Source organism: Streptococcus sp. HF-2466, from assembly GCF_015594645.1.
GTDB lineage: Bacteria > Bacillota > Bacilli > Lactobacillales > Streptococcaceae > Streptococcus > Streptococcus anginosus.
This window is the reverse complement of record NZ_JADNQU010000003.1, coordinates 18878-41916: the sequence shown is the minus strand read 5'-3', so window position 1 is coordinate 41916 and position 23039 is coordinate 18878. Positions and strand designations below refer to the sequence as shown.

Sequence of the window (23039 nt, the reverse complement as noted above, 5' to 3'; positions counted from 1 at the left end):
TCCTCCTTAAATAATCGGAATATAGGCTAAGGCAATACTTCCAGCACCCAAGTGAGTTCCAATCACACTACCAAATGTCGCAATCGGAATCTCTCCAGAAACACCATCTTCTAACAATAATTGATGTAAATGTTCTGCTTTTTCCAGTGCATTTCCATGAATAATCATCACTTGGTAATTTCCTTGTGCAGTTTGCTCTTTGACAATCTCAATCAGGCGTTTCGTAGCTTTTTTCTCGGTACGAATCTTTTCATAAACCTCAATGACGCCCTCGTCATTAAAGTAAAGAATCGGTTTGATACTGAGCAAGTTTCCCAGAATTGCAGCGCCATTCGACAAACGACCGCCTTTCACCAAATGATTTAAGTCATCTACCATGATGAAGGCACCAATTCCCTTGATTTGAACGTCAAGATTGCTCAGAATTTGCTCAAACGCTAACCCTTGTTCAGCCCAGTTTAAAATATGCTCCACCATCCTTCCAAGCGGCGCACTTGTGATTTTTGAATCTGGAAAAGCAATTTCTAAACTTGAAAATTCATCTTTCAAATACTGGATATTTTGATAAAAGCCAGAAATGCCGCTCGATAAAAACAGACCAATGACATGAGTATAACCTTGCCCTTCTACTAAAGACAGAGTGTTCACTAAGCTGGCGATACTCGGTTGGCTAGTCTTTGGCAATTCACTAGAGGCTGCCATTTTTTGATAAAATTCGCTAGCAGAAAGATTCTTTCCTTCGATGTACTCAACCCCGTCAATACTAACGGGAATATCTAAGATAAATAAATGCTCATTTTCGATGACTTTGCTATCCAAATATGCTGACGAATCAGTAATTACGGCTAATTTCATGCATTAAAACTCCAAATTGATACCTGGTAAATCCAAGGCGATTTCTGTTACTTCATAGGTCAAACGATTTAAGACGGACAAACTTGGACGAGCTAGTTGTTCCACTTCGTCCTGCTCAAATTCACTTGGCTCATTGACAATTTTCCCCATGATATGGTTGACTTGTGAGATTGTTCCACTAATTACAAAAGCATCAAAGACAATCATAAAGCTCACAATTACAACGATAGAAGTTACTTGTCCTTCTTGATCTTGATTTAACAATTGAAAATTGACATCCACTTTTGTTTCTGGGGTTCCGTTTTCTTTTTCCCACTCTAAATTACGTGCGTCATAGTGATATTGACTGACAAATTCTTTTTCGCGTTGTAATTCCATTTCATTTCTCCTCAAAATATGCGTTATTAAAATTATAACATATTTTCCAGCGCCTGACTATTTTAATCAGTATGAAAATCATCTCCTTTCAATGTTTCTTTTAGATTAAAAAAGGAGCTAGAGAATTTTTCTCCAACTCCTAGAACGATGAAACTCATCATTATTTATTCAATGGTTTGCGAAGCGCTCCGAATAACACACCACTTACAATTGCGCCAATCAAGATGAAGATGATATAGAGAAGAGCATTTGAAGTAAGTGCAATAACGAAGATACCTCCGTGTGGTGCCATGAGTTTAATACCAGCCATGCCGACAAGTGCGCCTGCTAAGGCTGAACCAACCATAAAGCTTGGAATGGCACGGGCAGGGTCAGCAGCACCAAATGGAATAGCACCTTCAGTGATGAAGGATAGTCCCATAACAATGTTTGTCAAGCCTGAATTGCGTTCTTCTTCGGTAAATTTATCTTTGAATAAAAGCGTTGCAACAAAGACTGCTAGAGGAGGAACCATACCACCAGCCATAACCGCTGCCATTACAACTGAACCACCTGTTGAAACAGTTGCTGCAAGAGTTCCTGTACCAAAGATATAAGCCGCTTTGTTGAAGGGACCGCCCATATCAATAGCCATCATACCACCTACAACGAGTCCAAGGAGGACAGCTGAACTACCAGATAAGCCTTCTAGGAAACTATTCAAGCCAGTATTGATAGCGGCCATTGGAATATTCACCAACAACATCAAGAAGCCAGTTAGCAAGGTTCCCAACAGTGGATAAAGTAGAATGGACTTGATACCCTCAAGCGACTTTGGAAGACCACTCAAGGCTTTTTTAAGGAAGTTTACAACGTAACCTGCAAGGAAACCACCCACTAGGGCTCCAAGGAAACCAGAAGGTACACCAGCAAGTGCAAGAGTAGCTTTCCCACCTTCTGCAAATGGAATTTTACCAAAAGCAAGACCTGCGGAAGCCATACTACCTGCTACAAAACCTGGCGCTAAACCTGGTTTTTCAGCAATAGAATAAGCGATATAACCAGCAAGTACAGGAAGCATAAAGCCAAAGGCCAAGCCACCAATATTCTTAAACATAGCTGCCAACTCATGATAAGTACCGAGATTTGCCAATTGATCTTTTGGTACTCCCATTGCTTGGTCAATCAAGAATGCCACCGCAATCATGATACCACCGCCAATAACGAATGGAAGCATTTGGCTAACACCACTCATTAAGTGTTTGTAGAAACCGCCTGCTGCATTCGCTGAAGAGGACGCAGCTGCTTTATTGGCTGCATGATATACTTCTGCTTTTCCTGACAATGCCAAGTTAATCAACTCTTCTGTCTTACGAATACCGTCAGCAACTGGGCGGTTAATCAATGGCTTGCCGTCAAATCGATCCATTTCCACAGCTTTATCAGCCGCAATAATAACCGCTTTTGCTTTTTGAATATCTTCTGCGGTCAGTTTGTTTCCGATACCACTAGCACCGTTGGTCTCAACCTTGATACCAACTCCCATTTCAGCCGCTACCTTTTGAAGAGCTTCTTGCGCCATATAAGTATGTGCAATTCCCGTTGTACATGCTGTTACCGCAACAAGAAAATCACCATCTTTGGTTGCCGGTGCTACCGTTGTAGGTTCTGCTGCTTTTTCAGATGCTTGGTCAAATAATGCAATCACTTCATCTGGTGAAGTTACTTGACGAAGTTTGTCTGCAAATCCATCTTTCATCAGGTACTGTGACAATTCTGCAAGTGCAGCCAAGTGAGTATCGTTCGCTCCTTCTGGTGCAGCAATCATGAAGAACAAATCTGTCGGTTGCCCGTCTAAACTTTCATAATCCACACCTTTGTTTGATTTTGCAAAAAGAACGGTTGCTTCTTTGACTGCCGCATTTTTACTGTGTGGCATGGCAATCCCGTCGCCCAAGCCTGTTGACGTTAAAGCTTCACGAGCCAAGATTCCTTCTTTGAATGTTTCAAAATCTGTCACATAACCGTGGTCAACTAAACTGCGAATCATTTCATCAATAGCAGCTGTTTTTTCAGTTGCTTGTAAATCAAGCAACATCACATCTTTTCTCAGTAAATCCTGAATTTTCATATTTTTTCTACCTCTACTTTTTCATATGTTTCGTTAATAAAAGCGGCTGTTGCCAAATCATCAGAGAAAGTCGTTGCCGTTCCGCAAGCCACTCCCCATTTGAAGGCTTCAACAGCATTTCCTGAACGAACAAATTCGCCAGTAAAGCCTGCAACCATTGAGTCACCAGCTCCAACAGAATTTTTCACGATTCCCTTGATTGGTTTTGCAAAATAAGCTCCGTCCTTTGTTACCAAAAGCGCTCCATCACCTGCCATAGAAATAATGACATGTTGCGCACCCTTGGCTAGAATTTCACGAGCATATTTCTCAATCTCATCCAGCTTTTCCAGCTTCACTCTGAAAATATCACCAAGTTCATGGTTATTCGGCTTAACCAATAATGGCTGAAACTCTAGTGAATCAATAAGTGTTTGTCCCTCGAAATCACAAACGACTTGTGCTCCAGTTTGCCTCGTCAGACTAATTAACTCTTTATAGACGACATTGCCTAGATTTTTATTGCTTGACCCTGCAAAGACAACTGTATCTTTCTCTGAAAGCCCTGAAAGAATATCTTTTAAGGCTGCCAATTGCTCTGGTGAGACAGTCGGACCCGTTCCATTGATTTCTGTCTCAGCGTCTGCTTTAATCTTAACGTTGATACGCGTATCCTCTGACACTTGGACAAATTTAGTCGCAATCGCTTCATTTTCCAAGGTATCAGTAATAAATTTTCCAGTAAAGCCACCGATAAAGCCAGTCGCTGTATTGTCAATTCCCAAACGTTTGAGCACACGACTGACGTTGATGCCTTTTCCACCAGCAAATTTATCATCGCTCTCCATACGATTCACGCTTCCAACATTGACCTTATCCAAACGGACAATATAGTCAATAGAAGGGTTAAGCGTAACAGTATAAATCATACTTCAATAACCTCCGTTTTTTCTTTTATCTTTTCCAATTGCTCATTGGCGCATGCACTCGTAATAATGCTAGCACGTTTGATAGGGGCGACTTTCACGAAAGAGGAATGACCGATTTTTGAAGCATCAGCTAAGATGTAGGTCTGCTTGGCGTTTTCAAGAATCGCTCGTTTGACTGCTCCTTCTTCCATATCAGGCGTTGTATAGAAATTTTCATCAATTCCATTCATACCAATAAAGGCTTTGTTGAAATTCAACTGACCAATTTGATTCAAAGCAACACCACCAATACTAGCATCTGTTGAGCTTTTGACAACTCCTCCGATAATAACCGTTGGAATGTTTTTCTCAACTAACTTTGTAGCATGGTGAATGGAGTTGGTCACAACCGTCATATGTTTGCTTGAAAGCTCATTGATTAACAATTCATTTGTCGTTCCAGCATCAATAAAAATAACATCCTGTTCTTGTATCAATTCCGCCGCTTTTTGAGCAATTCGTAATTTATCTTGAACGTTTTTGATAGATTTTTCTTGATTGCTTTCTTCCTCTTGAAGGAAATGAATGCTTTCTGCTCCACCGTGAATCCGGCGCAGTTTTCTTTCATCTTCCAATTCGTCTAGATCTCTACGAACTGTTGATTCAGACGTATTTAACAAACGAACTAATCTATCCAGAGAAACAACTTGATGATGATTGATTTCCTCTAAAATTACCTGTTTGCGTTCTGATTTTAAGATAGACCTCACCTCTTCCTGCAATCGTTTACATATTTATTATACACCAATTCATTTCAAAGTCAAGCATTTTCTTTCAAAAACTATCACTTTTTTAATAAAACAGCAAAATGCAATAAGAAAAGGCTGAAATTCACATTCAACCTTTTCTTTTCTATACTGTTATACTGTCGCTTTGATTGCTGCTTCAACAGCTGCTTTTTCTTTGTCAATCAAATCAATACGAGCGGAAATTTCTTTGATTCCCATGCTGATGTTACGGCTAATTGCCAAATCAGATAATTGTGGTTCAAAGAAGGCCTTGTATTCTGCCAAGCGTTCACGCGTCTTGAAAGTACTTGCTGGATAAATGACAAATTTATCAAAACTCATATCTCCACCAAGAGCTGCTTTAATCCAATCCCAATTGTCACGTGCCCAAGTCCAGACAGTTCCTTGTGTGAAATCGTGTTGCAAGAAAGTAAAGTACCAGCTCATTGCTAAATCCTGCGGTTTTACAACATCCTTATTTTTCCATTCTTCTAAAAGATGGGTGAGGGTTGTTTCGTCCTTGGTATAAGAAAGAGCCGAAGCCAATTGACGTTGGAAGTTGCCATCAACCGTTGCAATGTAGGTTGCTAGATATTGATCAGTCAATTCTTTTGTCTCATGGTGTTTGATTTGGTTAATCAAAATTTGCAAACGAGTAGCTGCTGGAAGTTTTTCCAAGTTTTCTTTGTATGCTTCAAAGATTTGGCTTGCTTGTTGACTAGCTTTCTCATCATCAGCCGCAATCATATTCGCTACAACAATTTGACGAACCAATTCATCTTCATCTGTTTCGCCTGCTTTAGCTTCAAAACCAAGTCGGTCAAAGTTAGCTTGATTCAGCTTAACGAGTAATTTCTTGAAAGCAACCTCTGTTTCTGTTCCTTCATCCACAAAAGTCCGCAAGCTATTTAGTACAGCCTTCACAGCAGATACTACAAGATAAGACTTTTCATTGGTCAATTTTTCGATAACTGGGATTAAGTCTGCAAATGAAACAAAACCAGCTTCAGCCAATAAACGACGTTCTTGCACCACTTGCAACTTACTTGTATTATCCAAGTCCGTAATAGTTGCTAAAATATTATCCAACAATTCCCCTTGATAATCAGTAATGTAATGCGCCGTATTTTCTGTATTGAAGCGAAGTGCTCCTTCATTTTGCGCTGCCAGAGCTGCATAATTTGGAATTTCAAGCGTTTCGGTTTCTAAAGTATCTGGAATACCAGTCCAATTACTATTCAATGGTACAACCCATAGACGACCTTTTTCTTCTTTTTCACCAATAAAGAATTGTTTTTGAGAAATTTTGAGAGTATCATTTTCCACAACCGCTGTTAAAACTGGATAACCTGGTTGTTCTAACCACGAATCCATAAAGGCTGCCACATCACGTCCTGAAGCTGCACCGAGAGCATTCCACAAGTCACGACCAATCGTATTACTGTATTGGTGTTTAGCAAAATAAGCATTCAAACCTTTTGCAAAAGCTTCATCTCCTAACCAACGACGAAGCATGTGCATGAGACGACTTCCTTTGGCATAGACAATTGCTGGGTCAAACAAGGTATTGATTTCGTCTGGATGTTTTACTTCCACATGGACAGATTGAACACCGTCAGTCGCATCCCGTTTTAGAGCCAGAGGAACGCCACTTGTTTGGAAGTCCTCAAAAATGTTCCAAGTCGGCTCAATAGCGTTCACACAGACATATTCCATCATATTAGCAAAACTTTCATTGAGCCAAAGGTCATCCCACCATTTCATTGTAACCAAATTACCAAACCATTGGTGAGCCAATTCGTGAGCAATCACAAGAGCTACTTGCTGACGGCTTGTAACAGTTGAATTTTCATCTACTAAAAGATAAACTTCACGATAAGTGACCAAGCCCCAATTTTCCATAGCTCCTGCAGAAAAGTCTGGCAAAGCTACATGCAGAGATTGAGGAATCGGATATTTTACTCCGTAGTATTCTTCATAAAAATCAATAGAGCGAACTGCAATATCTAAAGCAAATTCCAAATTTGAAACAGGGTGAGCTTTGGTAGAGTACACGCCGACCAAGGTACCATTCTTCGTTTTTGCTGTAACACCCTGTAAATCACCAGCCGCGAACGCCAAAAGATAAGACGACATGCGAGGAGTCGTTGCAAACTTCCAGATGCCAGTTGCTTTTCGATTTTCTACATCAACTTCTGGCATGTTTGAAAGTGCGATTTCTCCTGCTTCTTGGTCAAATTTCAAAGAAAGGTCAAATGTAGCTTTTGCTTCTGGCTCATCTACACTTGGAAAGGCTTCACGTGCAAAATGACTTTCAAATTGAGTAGAAAGAACTTCTTTTTTGACTCCATCAACAGTATAGTAAGAAGGATAAATCCCCGTCATATTATCTGTAATTTTACCTGTATAAGTCAGCGTTACTTCAACAACTCCTGCTTGACCAAGCTCAACGTAAACTGCTTCATTTTCATTATCTACAGAGAAAGGACGAGCTTCGCCAGCTACCTCAACGGACTGGATTGCCAAATCCTTCTGATGAAGAGAAATTTTTTCACCTTTTGCTTCTCCGCTAATGCTGACCTTACCTGTGAACGTTTTTTGCTCCCGATTCAAATCTAAAAAAATATCATAATGTTCTGGAACAAATGTTTCAATAAAATGTGCAACTGCTTGCATGTATGTCTCCTTAATAATATAATCTGTAACTATTGTAACATAATTCACGTGTCCTAACACAATTTCTCTATCGTTTTCCTCATTTTGTGATAAAATAGAAATACGTTACTATTTTAAGGAGAAATCATGTCTGAAATTTTTGATATTACGATTGTTGGTGGGGGGCCTGTGGGTCTTTTTGCTGCTTTTTATGCTCACATGCGTCAAGCAAAAGTGAATTTGATTGATTCGCTACCTCAGCTCGGTGGACAGCCAGCTATTCTCTATCCTGAAAAGAAAATTCTGGATGTTCCTGGTTTTACCAATCTAACAGGTGAGGAATTGATTGAGCGTTTGATTGATCAAGTAAAAACATTTGAAACAAGCATACATCTCAATGAGACTGTATTAGATATTGAAAAAAACGATGAATTATTTACCTTAACAACTAGCAATGGGAAGCACATTTCAAGAGCCATTTTGATTGCTATGGGAGGTGGTGCTTTTAAACCACGCCCGCTGGAGCTAGAAAATGTAGACCAATTTGAAAACATTCACTATCACGTGTCAAATATCAATCAATACGCTGGACAAAACATTGTGGTTCTAGGAGGTGGTGATTCTGCAGTGGATTGGGCACTTGCTTTTGATAAAATCGCTCCGACACATATCATCCATCGTCGAGACACCTTCCGTGCTTTAGAACACAGTGTCAATGAACTAAAAGCTTCTACTGTCACGATTAAAACACCATTTATCCCAAGTCAACTTATAGGTGAAGGAAACAAACTCACTCATCTTGAGATTACTAAAGTGAAAAGCAATGAAACAGAGCTCTTGCCGCTTGATCAGCTTTTTGTCAATTATGGCTTCAAATCATCTGTTGGAAACTTAAAAAAATGGGGAATAGAACTCAATCGCCACAAGATTATCGTCAATAGCAAACAAGAAACTTCTGTCGCAGGTATCTATGCTGCTGGCGATTGCTGTAGCTATGACGGAAAGATTGATTTGATAGCCACAGGACTAGGCGAAGCTCCTACAGCTATCAACAATGCTATGAACTATATCTATCCCGACCAAAAAATACAGCCAAAACATTCGACTAGTCTTTAAAAAGCAAAAAGAAGCTGGGGCAAAAGTCCGACCTCAAATATAAAAAGCGAACAAAACTAGTTTTCTGGTAATCAGAATTCTGCTTTGTTCGCTTTTCGCATTTAATTATAGATTTGAAGGGCTTAATAATTAAGATTTTTAAAAATTGAAATCTTTTTGTCCCAAACTCTTTTATATGTGCTTATTTCACACTATCCATTTTTTCTCGGCAAGCCTTTTCAATGAGTTCAAGTTTTTCAACACTTTCCTTTTCATCTTTACCAATTGAATAGATGTATAGTTTGATTTTAGGTTCGGTCCCTGACGGTCTGAGTGCATACCATGAACCATCTTTAAAGTAATATTTCAAACAGTTTTGTTTTGGAAAATCAAGGTAGCCATCTTTAAAGTCAATCACTTTTTCAAGTTCCATTGCTCCAATTGTTGTCAAAGGATGTTCTCTAAATTCTTCCATCATGCGACCAATTCGCTCCTGACCTTCTACACCTTCTAACTCAAGCGAAACTTGTCTTTCATTATAGAAACCAAATTCTGCATAGATATCATTTAAAACATCTAACAAAGTCTTACCCTGTTTCTTAAAGTAAGCAGCCATCTCCACGATCATCATAGAAGCACTGACAGCATCTTTGTCTCTAACAAATGTTCCATAACAGAAACCGATACTTTCTTCGTAACCGAAAACATACGTTTTTTCTTTAGTACGATCATATTCGTTGGCTTTGCCACAAATATTTTTAAATCCAGTCAGGGTTTCTACTGTTTCAATACCATATTTCTTCGCAATCGCTCTAGATAAATCACCTGTAACAATAGATTTCACCATGACAGGATTTTCAGGCAAGTTATTGAGAGCATGTCGTTGTGAGAAAATGTAATAAGAAAGCAAAGCACCAATCTTATTTCCATTTAAAAAGACATAATCACCATTTGCGTCTTTTACTTCCAAAGCAACACGGTCACAATCTGGGTCATTAGCAATCAAAATATCACAATCATTTTCTTTTCCAAGTTTTTCAGAATAGGCAAATGCTTTTGGAAATTCTGGATTGGGATAACCAACTGTTGTAAAATCTGGATCAGGAAATTCTTGTTCCTTTACGACATAGATATTTTCAAATCCTCTTCTTTTCAGAATTTCTCTGACAGGAATATTTCCTGTACCATTCAAAGGCGTATAGCCAACTTTGATAGATTTATCAACATCTTCATTGATTGTTAGATTGAGAACTTCTTGGTAGTAATCTTCTTCAACAGATGCATCAATATAATTTGCAAGACCGCTTTCCAAGGCTTCTTCAAAAGGAATGGACTTAATGTCTTCAAAATTCACAATTTCATCCATATGACCTGCAATTTGTCCTGCAATATCATCTAAAATCTGTGAACCTTCTTCCCAATACGCTTTATAGCCATTGTATTCTTGTGGATTATGGCTAGCCGTTACCATAACTCCTGCTTTACAGTGCAATTTTCTAATTGCATACGAGCACATTGGCGTAGGATGAATCCCATTGTAAATATAGGTTTTGATTCCGTGAGCAGCCATGATAGAGCAGGTCAACTCAGCAAATTCTTTTGATTTATATCTGACATCATAGCTGATTGCAACACCTCTTTTAATCGCTTCTTCACCATGGTCTTTCAAGGTTTCAGCCAATGCCTGGGCTGCTTTTCCTACCATGTATTTATTCATACGGTTGGTACCAGCACCCAATTTCCCACGAAGACCAGCGGTCCCAAATTCAAGACCCTTGTAGAATCGATCTTCGATCTCAGCTTCATCATCCTGAATAGACAACAAATCAGCTTTCGTTTCTTCATCGAAGAAATCATTGTTTAGCCATTGTTCATAAACTTCTTTGTAGTTCATATAACGACTCCTTTTAATATATTATTTCTCAATAATTCCATTCTATACTACCTTTTCGTTTTTATCAATCCTTTTCCCAATTTTTCTTTAAAACGCTTGCAGTTTTTTGTTTAAAACAGTTATTTATATGTAAACTTCACAGATTTTATCTCTCTGTGGGTGATTGTTGATTAGGTAAATTTTAATCAATAAATTGAATATCATTCTCATCTAATGCAAGAATATCCTGATAAGCAACATCTAGCTTAGATAATAGATCAACAGACTTAACGTAATGCGCATGTAAAAACAAGACTGCAGGATGAACTTTCTCGAATTCATAGTCTGGTGCCTGCTAAAGCTTGATATCATGGTAGCAATATTACAGGAGACATATTAGAAACTACTTAACTTGTGCTAATTTGTCTTGATAATTTTCTTCAATAGCTTTAGCAATAAAATCTTTTTTTATTTTTGTAATAAATCTAATATCATTAAACAAGTGAAAAATAGTTGAAATATATCCCCCAATGTCTAATTTTTTGATTGCATCTTTCGCCAACTTTTCATTCTCTGTATATACAGCAAACAATTCAATACTACCAATTACGATTGCATTTACCAAAGGCGCTATGCTTTCAGAAATTATAATAACTTTTCTTGTTCTCACTTCATGTAAAGTTACATTTTTCTTTAGTGATTGAAGTAACTGATCTTTAGTTATCGTTTCGTTATTCTTTTTATTTTCTTCGCAAATAATCGTAATTCTGTGAGCAACAGAAATTACGTAATTAATCATCTCTGCTAATGCTGTCTGAACTCCGATTGATCCCAAAAAATCCAATTTCGCATAGTCTATTCCTGACTCACATAATTCCTTGATAATATCCGAATCTACCAACAACTGCAAAAATGGTAAGCTTAATCCTTCTTTCGAATACTCGTCAGATTTAATATGGTAGGCTTTCTTAATAAATGCTAGACCTATTGTTGCCTTTGATTCTTTATATCTTTTTACCGTATATTCAAACATCTTTATCGGATTTGCCTAAGCTATAGCAGCTGGCTTACCCGATGTGTCCTTTCCTACATGTAATGTACGAAATGCATTGTCTTTTCCAAGTGACATAGTATTTGTTAAAATATTACAAGTTCCAAATGAATAATCCAACCAAGGATCATGTCCTAATGTCTTGGCTCTATGATTCGTTCCGCTAAGCTTCACATTAAATTTTTTTGTACCACTCACCACATCGTATGGAACATGATTTATATCTGCTATTTCTTGAACTGAGGCATGATAATATCTTGAACCCTTTGTTTTGTCGCTCTCCGCCTTATTCTTCATAGTACTTGCTTTGTCTTTATCATATACAGATTTCTTAGCCTCATCAGCGGTAGTATTGTGTGACGGTCTATCCTTCTTATTTTTGAACGCATCAAAATTAACAGAGGGTTGTAAGAATTGACGAATCATTTGTAATACTACTGCAATAAGAATAAAAAGAGCATCAGTTTTATTCAAACCTGTTTGACTTTTGAACTCACTTTCAATATCATCGTATTCTTTCTCAAGTTGAGCCAGATCCTCCTCAGATAACAAATCTTCCATTCTTAAAATCGTATCCATACCCTTGGCTGTTAACATACTCTACTAAAGAGGCATAATTCGAGATCTCAGGAAGTATATTAATTGATTCGACAACCGCTTCGCTACCAGTCATCTTCTTATGAGTATCCATAAGCTGTTCTGCAAAATCACTAGAATGATCAGCCATAAATTTCATGACCATTATCATCTCTTTTTCTCTATACGAAATCATATTTATGTCTCCTCATTCAAGGCCTTATTGATTACAGATGCTGGACAATTTATAGCATTCAAGAGTTTAACTAAACAATTTATCTGCCTTTCTAACTCTTGTTTTTCAGCATGCATTTTATTATATGCATCAAACAAAAAATCTACTTTTTCTTCCAAGTCTTTTTGTAATTTATACTGCTTCAAAATAACTTCGTTATATTTCAAAATTCTCTTATTTACATCTACATTAAGAAAATCATCAATCTGTATTGAAATATCTTGTGCAAATTTCTTTGTTTTTTCTTTGTATTCAGTGAATTTATTACTCATATCTTTATGCATTATTTCATCTAATTCTGTTACACGCTGTTGTAAATTAGAAATCCAAATGGTAAGTTTCTTTTTTCCTTCTTCAAGTTTCTTCTTCTGCCTCATTGATTCTTGGTTATCTTTTTGATATCTTTTTACTTTTGCATTCCTTAACATTTTTAATGCGAGTGGCAATGCCAATGCTGGAATCGATACAATATTTAATCCAGTAATCATTCCTAATCCCAGTCCGCCAACTGCCATTGCCCCTCCAGTAGCTAGCCCGCTGGAAAACATTCCTGTGGTAACTGAAGTTCCTACTGCTGCTGCGACCGTTCCCCGACTATGGATGCATAACTCATATATTTTTTTGTAACATCTGATTCCTTATTTTCGAGATTTTTAACCAATGAGGGTAAGGATGATTCTTTTAGTTCCACTGGTTTAGAAATAGAATTAATATAAGATAAAATTTCTGTTGCATCATCATCAGCTTGTTGATACGCCTCTAAAATAGCTTCAATAGTTTCTGTACTCTTTTCCATATTCTCCTCCACATTTTTACTATTACGCTCTAATTACCTTCTAGATAACCTTTTTTATACCCTTTCTCCTAACTATTTTATATCTTCCTTGACTAGCAGAGCAACACACTCAACATGCTCACCATTGTCCAAACCAGTCTTAATAACATCTCCAACATCCATAATGTTTTTTAAACCTTAAATAAGATTTAGATAAATTTGTTTTTATTTGTAGGTTAAACCATCATGAAATGTCAATTCACAGATAGTTTTACTTATATATTTATACAGTCTTTTTGTATTTATAAATCATCCTCTTAAAATCTCGTCTATCTGCTCCGCTTCGATTTGTTTTTGTAAATCATCAATTTTTGTTTCAATATAGTTTTTATGTTTTATCCACTTTAAACCTATAAAATTTGGTAACAATGATTCGAGAAATCCAATCCAAGCTGAATACATAGGTACTGCACTACCTGACCAACTACAAGAAGTAGGTGTTAATGGTATTTTTTCAAAGTCTTCGAACAACGGATTATTCTTAAGAAAGAGCAAGATATACTCTTTTTTTCTTTTGAACTCTAATTTTGACACAACTGAAAATAGGCAATACATTTTTGCTTCATCATTGAAGAATCGTTGAATACATTGTCGAATCCACATATCTTGTCTTTCTAACAGCTTTTTCTCATTTTGCTTTGGCAATAATAAAGATTCTAAAAAATACGGTACTGACAACCTAGAATATTGACGGTTTCTTATCAACTGCTCAAAGATTTTATTATATATTTCTACAAAATCGTCCAAATCAAAAAAGCAACAATGCTTTTCTTGATGGTCACTAAAAGAGTCACTATTTATTAAATAATCTATATACTTGTCCAGTATAGAAGGTCTAACCGAATATATTTCCTTCAAAAATTGTCCGTCATAATCATGATGTTTATCATATGACAACATAGCATAGTATATTTCTTCAAGCAATTCTAAATTGCAATTAAATTTCTGAATCACTTCCCTTGGTGTATTATGATGATAATTAAATAACAAGCCAAAATAAATATCCACGATAAAAGAGGAATACTCTTTTTTATCCAAAATAATTTTGCAACCTTCTATTAATGCTAATTCATCTATTGCATTATACTTATCCAGAAAATCTACATCACGCATTGATGATGAGGTAATATATCTGTCAGAAGTATCTTTCAAAAAATCATAAAGCCCTTGTAAATGTTTTTCTGTAATTAATCCCGGCGGTAATTCATGATAATATGCATATGTCCAAGCATTTTTCTGACTATATTCTTCACTAATAATAATTTCATACACTTCTGAATCGGATAATAATGAAAATAAATTGTCTACTAGATGGTATGGATGTAAATTGTTTGGTGTATCGTTTTTGATATAATATTTAATTGCATCAACATACAAATCTGCTTTATCGGAAATAGCATCAAAGGCAATGCCTAATCCTTCACCAACCTCCCAAGATGAATGGTTATCTATCCCAGAAATACTGCTGCAAACATAGATTAACTTCTTAAACATTTGTAAATCACAATTCAAAGTGTAATGATTAATTGATTGCTGCTTTCTTTTTCTATGTTCTTCATAACCAGTTCCTTCATAATCTGGTCCTTTAAGAAGACAATATAATTGAAAACTCTCTCCTTCAAAATATTCAGAAAACAGGGATGAACAAGAACAATTCATTCTACTAAAAACTTGCACTATTTTGTCTGCTAAAAGGCAATTTGTCAATTTATCTGGCAGAAAATTGGACTTCAAAATCGATTGAATATATTTTAAATCAAATTGTAAAACAGGAATGCTTACATCGTCGATAGTGCCACCATAAGAACTGAGGATTTTCTTCACTTTTGCTCTATATTTTTCATTTTTGCTTAGAGAAGATAAATATTCCCAAATTAACTTTCGATATTTTTCAACACCTTGAGATATAACTAATGGAATTTGATATATGGTTAATTTATTTTTTCGTCCTTCCTCAGTCGGTGAAAAATACAATTTCAAAAATTCTTCTGCTATTTGCAAAAAGAAACTAACAATAAATTCTTGTTTCCAGTCATCTGAATATTCTTTTATTTTTTCAAGAAATGTTATTTGAGTGTAAAAATCATACCATATGGTATCCCTATGAATCCCAAAATATATATTGACTGCATGATAAAATTCCATAAATAAATCTGGTCGCTTTAGATAATACTGAAAAAACAAATCACAAGCGGTTGGCAAATCAGACATATCTGCAAATCTACCAAGAATTTTAATGATATCATTTTCTACATGTTTATAGTTTTTTCTTTTTTCAGTATCTATATCGCTCCATTCACAAATCACTCTTTCTTCAGATTCAATTTCATTTTGCAAAAGCAAAAGTGTTTCCGTAGGATTAATACGAAAAAAGACTTTTACAAATTCAAAGAAGATTGGCGATTTTTCTGTTGATAATTCATCCCATAATAACTTTATTTCTTTCTCAAAAAAATTTAAAAGCTCTTTATTTCTAAAGATATTAAGTAACGTATTGACAGAAGATACAGTTCTCTCTTTATAGCTTGAAAAGCAAGCTTTAATCATTTTCGACAAACTAAGTAATCTTTTGTCAACGAAAATATATTTTAACAAATAATTAGACAAACATTGATCAGAAAAACGAACGGCTTTATCATTACAAATATCGACAATCTCTCGCTCGTGAAGCATACGGATATTTTCAATGAAACTATCTCGATTTAACCCTTTTTCCTGTAAAATTGGTAAAAGTGCATCAATATAATCTAAATGAATTGCTTCAAGAAAAGCAATTATACCAGAAGTTATACACAGATTTTTGTCTATAAAAAATTGATTATTTTCTAAATTAGAACCATAATAGTCTTCATATAATTGTGACACATCATCAATAGACTCCAAACGATTTGAACTGCATGCTACTTTCCCAGCAAGTATAGCAATACGAGCATTTCCTTCTGCAATTCTTATAATTCGTTCTTGATAGTCTGAATTCAAAATGCCCAATGAAGTTTCAAGTAATTCCTTAATCTCATTCTCTGAAAATACATTTACATTCACAATTTCATAAGAAGTGATTGCTCGAACATCGTTTATCACTTTTTGAAGTGCATAATCCCTTACTGTAATAAGTATTTTTACATTATATCCCTCTGGTTTCATACTAACGTATCGGATAATATGCTGCAGTCCTGACAATTGATTGGCATCATCAATAAAAAGAAAATAATCTCCTGGTTTATCTAAAAAAAGTTTTAAATCCTCGTATATTGGTAATGCATTACTATGAATACAGTAAGTCTTTTCATTCTTAGCATCTGCATGATTTTTTACATAATGCAAAGCTAAACGTGTTTTTCCCGTACCTGATGAACCACTAAGTATAACAACATCCACTTTAAGATAAGCATTGATGATATCTTGAAATTCTTTTTCTCTGAATAGAAATTTAGTGTCAATTGGAGCAGCCATTCTATTTGCATTGTAACTATTAATAAATTCATCATATGATTGAATTTGATCTGTACTTATTGATATTCCCAAAAAATCACGTGAAAGATTATGATGGAAAAGATATATATCTTCTGCAAGCTTATCAATTCCGATAATTACAAGCTTAACTCCAACATCTTCACACAGTTTTTTTACTTCACTATCTTGAAAGGGTGTAAGGTTTGATGAAGTATGACAATAAATAATTTCAGAGATTTTGTCATATGGAACACCTGTCTTTGCTGTATCAAGACATTTTTCAAGGTCATCCCTAATTTTTGCAAATAAGTTTGTCCTTTGAGTTGTGTATTCAACAAAAACATACTTTTCATTTGATGCAATAAAATATGTATCAGGTGTACCTAAAGTGGTCTTTCGTGTACCTGCTTCTCCACCAAGAGATACTATACTCGGATAGCCCGTTTTATATAAATAAGAATCACAAAGATTTTGAAATGAACCTGCATCCAGTTGTAGTATTTTTTGTTTAATACTTTCAATATTAGCCACTGTCTATAATCCCCCCTATTGTTTTAATATTACAACATCTTAAAGTACTTCAACGCATCCAAAATAGCTTCTTCCTTTTCAATTGAGCACTGTAGAACTTTCTGGTTCTCGTTCTTTGAAATATTATAGTGTTCCCTAACTTCTAAACCATGCTTTTTCTTAACTTGTGCAATGTACAGAGTAGATACTTTAACCCCAAACTTTTCCAAAACATAGTTTTGAATTTGTTTATATGTTGCCTTACTTTCAGCACTTGTTAAATCCATATCATCCATCGGAAGTTCTACACTAATATATTTCTTAGAATCTAGTTTTGAAAGCAACACAATTGTCTCCACATGATGCGTCATTGGAAACAAATCCACGGGCTGAACTTTTGTGAGTTTATAGCCTAGTTCTTGATAGAGCTTGATGTCACGTGCCATGGTGGCGGCATTGCAGGAAATATAGACGATTTTCTTTGGATTCATACTGACGCTTGATTTGATAAAACTTTCAGTCAAGCCTTTACGTGGTGGGTCGACCATGATGATACTAGGTTTTATACCTTGGTTCAGCCATTTTTTGATAGCATTTTCTGCTGAATCACAAATATAATGGGCATTGCTAATACCGTTTAGCTCAGCATTCTTTTTGCTATTTTCAACTGCTTGGGGGATGACCTCCACGCCATAGACTTCTTTGACATGTTTCGCAACTGACAATCCAATGGTGCCAATCCCCGAATAGGCATCCACTACAATATCTTCTGTATTCAACTCAGCGAAATCAATCGCCGTTTGATACAGCTTCTCTGCCATCTCTGTATTGACTTGGTAAAATGCTGGGGCAGCAATTTGAAAGTGATTCTCTAGCATGCGGTCAGTAATATAATCTTGTCCATACAGTACACGAAATTCCTTCCCCAAAATCGCATTACCTGGCTGGTTGTTAATATTTTGCATGACAGACTTAATAGCCGAAAATTGCGCGACTAATCGCTCAATTAACTGATTTATACGGAAAATTTTGGGACGAGTTGTCACTAAAATAACCATGATTTCACCAGAGTAATGTCCACGACGAACCACAATATTACGAATCAGACCAGATTGCTCTTTCTCATCGTAAGGTTTCAGGTCAAAACGACGCAGCAAATCCCGCACTGCCAAAACGACTTGGTCAATAACTGAATCCTGAATATAAAAATCCTCAATTGGCATTAAATCATGCGAATTTTTTCGGAAAAATCCCGTTTCTAGCTGTCCATTGACACGGCGAACAGGAACCTGCGCTTTGTTTCGATAATGTAGTGGGTGCTCCATACCAAGGGTTGGTGCCACTTCGATATCTGCAATTCCAGCAATCTTGTAAAGACTATCTCTAACTTTCTTGGTTTTAAATTTCAATTGCTCACTATATTTTAGATGCCCAAGGTCAGCAATACCTGTCCTCAGATAAGCCACATCAACATCTTCGTTTCGATAAAGGGATTTCGTCAGATAGGCTTCTACCTTGCCAAAACCAATTTTTTTATTGACTTTCAGTATGCGCATACGGATACGTTCCGTAGGCAGAGCATTCTCTACAAAGAAAACCACCCCCTCTGCCTTAGCCACTCCTGCACCGTCATGGCTCAAATCCACAATTTCAACTTCTATCACATCATTCTTTTTTAACATATATTTCTCTTTCTATCAGCTCTGCCATTTCCCAAAAAAAGAAAGCGACCGCATCATCACTTTCTATTATATCATTTATCTGAGTCCTAATTGTGCTAATTTTGCTTTATAGGCTTCAAAATCAACTAGTAAGCCTTGACCGCCATACATATCATAGGCATCTATCCAATCTCCATTTTCAGGAATGGTCACCTTTTCAACACCATTACGAGCGTTGGTAAGAGAAGACAAGCCGTGCGTTAGTAAAAAACTATACGGAACATTGGTCGAGGTTAAAGCAAATACTTTTCCAAGCGCTTCAGAGCCTGTAAAAAGCTTCGTTGGGTCTTTGACTTGCTGAATAATCGCGCTCATCACCTCTTGTTGGCGACGTGTTCGGCCAAAATCTCCTTCGTCATCTTTACGGAAACGCGCATAATTCAAAAGCGTGCGTCCGTCCATTCGCTGTTTGCCAACCTTAATCGTCTGCTCTGGGACCACGCCGTCTTTCATATTGAGGTCATCTGGCACCTGAACTTCACTCACTTTTTCGCCATTGATAGTCGAGAAATTCGCATTCATTTCAACACCATTTGGGAAAAGGGTATCGATAGCTGTCGCAAAGGTCGAAAAGTCAACCAAGGCATAATATTTAACGTCAATATCAAAATTGTCTTTCAGCACTTGACGTACCAATTCAGCGCCTTGATTGTTATTTTGCTCCCCAATGGCATATGCTACATTTAACTTTTGATCATAACCAGAACCTTGACTCACTCCATCAATGTGAACGAGCGTGTCTCTCATGAAACTGACGAGTTTCATTTTTTTATTTTTTCCACCAACATTTAAGACCATGATTGAATCGGTCCGCGTTTCAGAAGAAGATTGACCAATTCGTCCATCTGTACCCAAAATAAGTATATTCACGCCGTCTTTGGTATCTTTCCCATTAAAGACTTCTGTTTGGGCAGCTTTGGCATTTGGGTTATTTTTTGAAGTGTTCAAGCCTTTTATAAACATGAACAACATGCCCCCTACAATGAGAACCAAAATTAAAGCAAGCCAAGCTAGAATCCGCTTCACACGTATTTTTCTATGCCGCTTTTCCTTTTTAGGCTTGGGTGTATTTTCTACAACACTTTCAGCCACATTAGTTGATACACGTTCTGATTTAGAACGTTTATTACGGCGACTTCTCTCTGGATATTGAGGGAGTCCCTGCTCGGTGTAACCAAAATTCTCAGGCACTTGTTGGTCAGAAAAGGTAGCTCTTGCTTCACGAGCTGACTCTACCCTTTGGTCTCCTTCTTGCTTTCTAAGAAGATATTGATATTCTTTTTTCTCGCGTTCATTTAAATAATGGATATTTTTGTAAAGATAGTCCAGTCTCAACTGCTCATGGTGGCTGAGATTATCTGATTTTTTATCCATGATTGCTCCAATCTACTGTTCTGAAATAGTATAAACGGTGTAATTTCCTAAAATTTTATAAGTAATGCCAATTGCTTCTAGCTCTCTCATCGCAAATGACACTAAATCCTCTTTTTCATTATTGATGTCCACAATGAAAAAATATTCTCCCAAAGCGGTCTTCAACGGGCGGCTTTCAATCTTTGTCAAATCAATCCCTCGCCAAGCAAAAGTTGCGAGAGCTTTGTATAAAGCACCGGGCAAATTGTCTGGCAAAGTCAAAGCAAGCGTGAGTTTCTTTTCCTTAGGATATAATGGCAAAGTCGGAATCAACTGTCCCAGCAACCAAAAACGGGTGAAATTCTCGTCCATTTCTTGAATATTCTCTGCAATAATCTGCAGACCGTATTCACTAGCTGCACTCCTTGGCGCAATAGCTGCATAATTTTCTTCTGGATGCTGAGCCACAAAACGAGCCGCATAAGCTGTACTAGCCGTTATTTCGATTTTAGCTTGTGGATAATGCTGGCAAACATATTTTTTCCCCTGCGCAATTGCCTGCGGATGAGAAAAGATTTTTTCTATTGGCTTATCAGCTGCCGGTGCCAATAATTGTTGTTTGATTGGCTGGACGATTTCTGCCACAGCATGAATGGCTGCCTGATGAAAAAGGTAGTCCAATGTTTCATGAACGCTTCCTTCAATTGAATTTTCAACTGGCACTACAGAATAATCCACTTCTCCTGTCTCGTAGGCTTTTACAACTTCCGTGATATTTTCAAAAGCCACTAACGTATCTGCTGGAAATGCTTCTTGTGCCACATGATGAGAAAAAGACCCTTTCGGACCTAAAAATCCAATTTTCATTGCAACACCTCCACGATTTGTTTTGGTGTCAAAGTAGTCACATCAATAACTTTTGTAGCCACTTCTTCATACCAAGCCTGACGTTGATCGAAAAGATTTTTCAAATCAGCTTTGCTATTGTTCAAATAAAGTGGGCGCTGGTGTTCTTGATCCTCTTCAAGACGCTGGTAAAGTGTCTCAAAATCCGTTTTTAAATAAATATTTTCAGCGTTCTGCTTTAACAACTCGCGATTTTGAGCATTGCTGATGATGCCACCACCGGTTGAGATGGCTCGTTCTGACTGTAGCAATTCTTTTAATAATTCACTTTCTTTTTGCCGAAAAGCTGCTTCGCCATACTGCTCAAAATATTCTTTAATCGGCATTTCCAGTCTCTCTGACAAAAGCTCATCCATATCGATAAAATTTTCATCTAGCAAGCTAGCAACCGTTGACTTTCCAGCCCCCATGAAACCAATCAAAATCTTAGCCATGAAGTAAGTCCTCCAAATCATCAAAGAAATTTGGATAGCTCGTATTGATAGCTTCGGCGCGCTCCAACTCGACTTGACCGTCCTTTACCAAAAGAGCTGCAATAGCTGTCATCATGCCAATTCGGTGGTCGCCAAATGTATGAACTTTAGCACCGTGAAGAGACGTTTTCCCTTTGATGATCATGCCGTCTTCTGTCGGAGTAATATCAGCCCCCATGCTATTTAGTGCATCTGCCACAACTTGGATACGGTCTGTTTCTTTTACCTTTAATTCTTCCGCATCACGAATCACCGTTTGCCCCTTAGCTTGAGTGGCCAGAAGTGCAATGATTGGCAATTCATCAATTAAACGTGGGATAATTTCTCCGCCAATTTCTGTGCCGACTAATTCAGACGTCTCTATCGTTATGGTGGCAGACTTAGCAATATTGTCTACATTGGACAAGTTTATATTTCCCCCCATAGCCTTGACAACATCCAAAATGCCAGTCCGTGTTTCATTGATACCGACATTTTCCAAAATAATCTTAGAATTAGGAACGATAAGTCCTGCCACTATCCAGAAAGCCGCACTAGAAATATCTCCTGGTACCAACACATTCTGCCCAGTAAACTCTTGCCCACCTTGAACGCGGATTTCCTTTCCATTGACAGAAATCTGACCACCAAATTGTTTAATCATATCTTCTGTATGATTGCGGGTCATTTCTTTTTCCACAATGACAGACTCGCCTTGAGCTTGTAAAGCCGCAAATATCAAAGCAGATTTAACCTGAGCAGACGCTACAGGCAAGGTGTAATGAATAGACTGTAAGTTCTTATTCCCATGAATGGTGAGCGGTGGCAAATCACGCTCGGTTCGCCCAGCGATTTGCACCCCCATTTGACGAAGAGGAATCGTTATGCGATCCATAGGACGTTTAGATAAACTATCATCACCAAACATTTCCGCCACAAAATCCTGCCCAGCTAATACACCTGAAATCAAGCGAATAGAGGTTCCAGAATTTCCTATATTCAGCTTGTTTGTCGGCGCTTGAAGACCAGCAAAACCCACTCCATGAATCGTTACTACATTGCCATCATCTTCAATTTGAACACCTAAATCACGAAAAACTTGCATGGTGGATAAAATATCTTCACCACGCAAAATATCATGAACCGTTGTCACTCCCTTGGCCAAACTACCAAACATAATCGATCGATGACTAATAGACTTATCACCCGGCACACGAATGCACCCAGCTAATCCCTTTGCATTTGTACGTAACTGCATAGAAAACCTCATACCTGATTCTTTTTACATATTGTACCATAAAAAGAG

Annotated in this window: 19 protein-coding genes; 1 reads left to right on the top strand and 18 read right to left on the bottom strand. The window is 37.1% G+C overall.

Annotated features, from left to right (window positions below):
* Positions 1–6: 6 nt before the first annotated feature.
* The 6 genes from IYQ91_RS04015 to IYQ91_RS03990 all read right to left on the bottom strand — a co-directional run bounded on the left by IYQ91_RS04015 (position 7) and on the right by IYQ91_RS03990 (position 7694).
* Positions 7–855, bottom strand: coding sequence for a DegV family protein (locus IYQ91_RS04015; RefSeq protein ID WP_195673146.1), 849 nt, complete (start codon positions 853–855; stop codon positions 7–9).
* A gap of 3 nt (positions 856–858) precedes the next feature.
* Complete coding sequence (locus tag IYQ91_RS04010; protein WP_195673145.1) at positions 859–1233, bottom strand: DUF1149 family protein; 375 nt, start codon at positions 1231–1233, stop codon at positions 859–861.
* Between the two features lie 160 nt (positions 1234–1393).
* Complete coding sequence (locus IYQ91_RS04005) at positions 1394–3343, bottom strand: PTS fructose transporter subunit IIABC (protein WP_003024041.1); 1950 nt, start codon at positions 3341–3343, stop codon at positions 1394–1396.
* A complete protein-coding gene (gene pfkB / locus IYQ91_RS04000; protein WP_022526204.1) occupies positions 3340–4251 on the bottom strand; it encodes a 1-phosphofructokinase in 912 nt (303 codons plus the stop codon). The genes IYQ91_RS04005 and pfkB overlap by 4 nt, the downstream gene beginning before the upstream one ends.
* Positions 4248–4991: a DeoR/GlpR family DNA-binding transcription regulator gene (locus tag IYQ91_RS03995; protein ID WP_195673209.1), complete on the bottom strand. Its 744-nt coding sequence runs from the start codon at positions 4989–4991 to the stop codon at positions 4248–4250. The genes pfkB and IYQ91_RS03995 overlap by 4 nt, the downstream gene beginning before the upstream one ends.
* Positions 4992–5150: 159 nt before the next feature.
* Positions 5151–7694 (bottom strand): M1 family metallopeptidase, encoded by a 2544-nt coding sequence (locus IYQ91_RS03990; protein ID WP_195673144.1) that lies wholly within the window; start codon positions 7692–7694, stop codon positions 5151–5153.
* Positions 7695–7820: 126 nt separating this feature from the next.
* Here IYQ91_RS03990 and IYQ91_RS03985 point away from each other — a divergent pair, with 126 nt between their 5' ends.
* On the top strand, positions 7821–8789 hold the full coding sequence (locus tag IYQ91_RS03985; protein ID WP_003037832.1) for an NAD(P)/FAD-dependent oxidoreductase: 969 nt from the start codon (positions 7821–7823) through the stop codon (positions 8787–8789).
* Positions 8790–8970: 181 nt separating this feature from the next.
* Here IYQ91_RS03985 and IYQ91_RS03980 read toward each other — a convergent pair whose 3' ends face one another.
* The 12 genes from IYQ91_RS03980 to aroA form a co-directional block, all read right to left on the bottom strand.
* Entirely contained in the window at positions 8971–10662 is a 1692-nt protein-coding gene (locus IYQ91_RS03980; RefSeq protein ID WP_195673143.1) for a phospho-sugar mutase, read from the bottom strand.
* A 382-nt stretch (positions 10663–11044) separates the two neighbouring features.
* A complete protein-coding gene (locus tag IYQ91_RS09985) occupies positions 11045–11674 on the bottom strand; it encodes a hypothetical protein (RefSeq protein WP_229311654.1) in 630 nt (209 codons plus the stop codon).
* 15 nt (positions 11675–11689) lie between these two features.
* Positions 11690–12289, bottom strand: a complete 600-nt coding sequence (locus tag IYQ91_RS09980) for a hypothetical protein (RefSeq protein WP_229311653.1) — start codon at positions 12287–12289, stop codon at positions 11690–11692.
* Complete coding sequence (locus IYQ91_RS09975) at positions 12234–12464, bottom strand: hypothetical protein (protein ID WP_229311652.1); 231 nt, start codon at positions 12462–12464, stop codon at positions 12234–12236. Before IYQ91_RS09975 ends, IYQ91_RS09980 begins: the two co-directional genes overlap by 56 nt.
* A gap of 2 nt (positions 12465–12466) precedes the next feature.
* A complete protein-coding gene (locus tag IYQ91_RS09970; protein WP_229311651.1) occupies positions 12467–13018 on the bottom strand; it encodes a hypothetical protein in 552 nt (183 codons plus the stop codon).
* Positions 13019–13071: 53 nt separating this feature from the next.
* Positions 13072–13299 carry a hypothetical protein gene (locus IYQ91_RS09965; RefSeq protein WP_229311650.1) on the bottom strand — a complete coding sequence of 76 codons (228 nt, stop codon included), beginning with the start codon at positions 13297–13299 and terminating at the stop codon, positions 13072–13074.
* 288 nt (positions 13300–13587) lie between these two features.
* Complete coding sequence (locus tag IYQ91_RS03960) at positions 13588–17322, bottom strand: ATP-binding protein (protein WP_195673142.1); 3735 nt, start codon at positions 17320–17322, stop codon at positions 13588–13590.
* Between the two features lie 29 nt (positions 17323–17351).
* A complete protein-coding gene (gene rlmD / locus IYQ91_RS03955; protein WP_195673141.1) occupies positions 17352–18983 on the bottom strand; it encodes a 23S rRNA (uracil(1939)-C(5))-methyltransferase RlmD in 1632 nt (543 codons plus the stop codon).
* A 75-nt stretch (positions 18984–19058) separates the two neighbouring features.
* Positions 19059–20396 carry an LCP family protein gene (locus IYQ91_RS03950; protein ID WP_195673140.1) on the bottom strand — a complete coding sequence of 446 codons (1338 nt, stop codon included), beginning with the start codon at positions 20394–20396 and terminating at the stop codon, positions 19059–19061.
* Between the two features lie 12 nt (positions 20397–20408).
* Positions 20409–21242, bottom strand: a complete 834-nt coding sequence (gene pheA / locus IYQ91_RS03945) for a prephenate dehydratase (RefSeq protein ID WP_195673139.1) — start codon at positions 21240–21242, stop codon at positions 20409–20411.
* A complete protein-coding gene (locus tag IYQ91_RS03940; protein ID WP_195673138.1) occupies positions 21239–21715 on the bottom strand; it encodes a shikimate kinase in 477 nt (158 codons plus the stop codon). The genes pheA and IYQ91_RS03940 overlap by 4 nt, the downstream gene beginning before the upstream one ends.
* Entirely contained in the window at positions 21708–22991 is a 1284-nt protein-coding gene (gene aroA, locus IYQ91_RS03935; RefSeq protein WP_195673137.1) for a 3-phosphoshikimate 1-carboxyvinyltransferase, read from the bottom strand. Before aroA ends, IYQ91_RS03940 begins: the two co-directional genes overlap by 8 nt.
* Positions 22992–23039: the final 48 nt, after the last annotated feature.